Here is a 1,889-nt window from a genome sequence, read left to right on the forward strand (position 1 = left end):
CGCCTCCGACTACGACACCACGGCCGGCAATGTCGACCTCTTGTCGTTCGGAGCAAACATCGCCACCGATCAGCTTTGGTTCCGCAAGGTGGGCACCAACTTGGAGGTCAGTGTCATTGGCACAAGCGACAAAGTCTCGATTACCAGCTGGTATTCGAGCACTTCTTATCACATCGAGCAGTTCCAAACAGCGAACGGCGCAGTGTTGCTGGACAGTCAAGTGAACGCGCTGGTCGACGCCATGGCGGCATTCAGCCCGCCCGCGGCTGGACAAACAACGCTGCCTCCGGACTATCAGTCGTCTCTGACACCCGTCATCGCAGCCAACTGGCATTGAAGAGGCGCAAGGTCGTACCCTGCGACCACACAACCCAAGGCCGCGCTGAGTCAGCGCGGCTTTTTTCTGGGCATCTCAGACCAGTGCCCTCCCGATCAGGATCTTCTGCACTTCGGAGGTGCCCTCGTAGAGCTGGCACACGCGCACGTCACGGTACAGGCGCTCGACGGGAAAGTCGCTGACATAGCCGTAGCCGCCGTGCACCTGGATGGCCGCGGAGCAGACCTTCTCGGCCATTTCGCTGGCGAACAGCTTGGCCATCGCGGCTTCCTTCAGGCAGGGCAGACCGGCGTCCTTCAAGGTCGCGGCATGCCAGACCAGCTGGCGCGCGGCTTCAAGCTGGGTGGCGCAATCGGCCAGCTTGTGCTGCACGGCCTGGTGCTCGTAGATCGGCACGCCGAAGGCCACGCGCTCCTTGGCGTAGCGCAGCGCCGCTTCCAACGCGGCGCGCGCCATGCCCAGGCTTTGCGAGGCGATGCCGATGCGCCCGCCTTCCAGCCCGCCCAGCGCAATCTTCAGGCCCTGGCCTTCTTCGCCCAGCCGGTTCGCCGCCGGCACGCGGCAGTTCTCGAACAGGATTTGTGCGGTGTCCGAGCTGTGCTGGCCCATCTTGTCTTCGAGCCGCGCCACCGTGTAGCCGGGCGTTTTCGTGGGCACCAGGAAGGCGCTGATGCCCTTCTTGCCGGCGGCCTTGTCCGTGACCGCCATCACGATGGCCACGTCGCCGTTCTTGCCGCTGGTGATGAACTGCTTGACGCCGTTGATGACGTAGTCGTCCCCATCGCGCACGGCCATGGTCTTCAGCCCGCCGGCTTCGGAGCCCACGTGCGGCTCGGTCAGGCAGAACGCGCCCAGCATGTCGCCGCGCGCCAGCGGTTTGAGGAACCTCTGTTTCTGGTCCTCGTTGCCAAAGGCCATCAGGATGGAGCAGACCGGGCAGTTGTTGACGCTGACCACGGTGGAGGTGCCGCCGTCACCGGCGCCGACCTCTTCCAGGATCAGTGACAGCGCAAGGTAGTCCAGGCCCGCGCCGTCGTACTCGGTCGGCACCGCCACGCCGTAGCAGCCCAGCCCGGCCAGTCCCTTCAACTCTTCGGCGGGGAAATGGTGTTCCTTGTCCCAGCGCGCGGCGTGCGGGGCGATCTTGTCCTGCACGTAGGCGCGCACCGCCTCCTGCACCGCCTGGTGCTCTTCGCTCAGCAGCATGGTTCTTGTCTCCGGATGTGTTGTGTGCGGGGCAAATCAAGAAAGCGAGGGGCCGCTCCCGAGCTTTCTTGACCCCCTCGGGGGGCCTGACGCGCAGTGGCAGGTATGGGGGCACCATTTACCAGGGGATGGTGGCGCCGCTGTAGTCGTAAAAGCCGCCGTGGCGCTTGGCGTCCAGCCCGGTCAGCACCTGGCGGATGCCGGCGGCGCTTTCTTCGGGCGAGATGTCGGCGCCGCTGCCGCCCATCTCGGTGCGCACCCAGCCGGGGTGCAGCGCGCAGCAAAAGGCCTTGCCCTTGAGCGCCAGCGCGGTGTCGGCCAGCACCGAATTGACCGCCGCCTTGGA

General features: G+C 65.4%; 2 protein-coding genes and 1 pseudogene. 1 reads left to right on the forward strand and 2 read right to left on the reverse strand.

Going from position 1 to position 1,889, the window contains the following annotated elements:
* Nucleotides 1-337: calcium-binding protein (locus tag FKP22_RS28915; protein ID WP_211361648.1), on the forward strand; the 337-nt coding region annotated here is incomplete at its 5' end.
* 75 nt (nucleotides 338-412) lie between these two features.
* On the opposite strand, the gene FKP22_RS28920 is transcribed toward FKP22_RS28915, so the two are convergent.
* Together FKP22_RS28920 and FKP22_RS28925 are read right to left on the reverse strand one after the other, a co-directional pair.
* Entirely contained in the window at nucleotides 413-1,543 is a 1,131-nt protein-coding gene (locus tag FKP22_RS28920) for an acyl-CoA dehydrogenase family protein (RefSeq protein ID WP_141291592.1), read from the reverse strand.
* 118 nt (nucleotides 1,544-1,661) lie between these two features.
* Nucleotides 1,662-1,889: pseudogene (locus FKP22_RS28925) on the reverse strand (SDR family oxidoreductase); the annotation flags it as partial.

Source organism: Ideonella azotifigens (genome assembly GCF_006519715.1).
Lineage (GTDB): Bacteria > Pseudomonadota > Gammaproteobacteria > Burkholderiales > Burkholderiaceae_C > Ideonella > Ideonella azotifigens.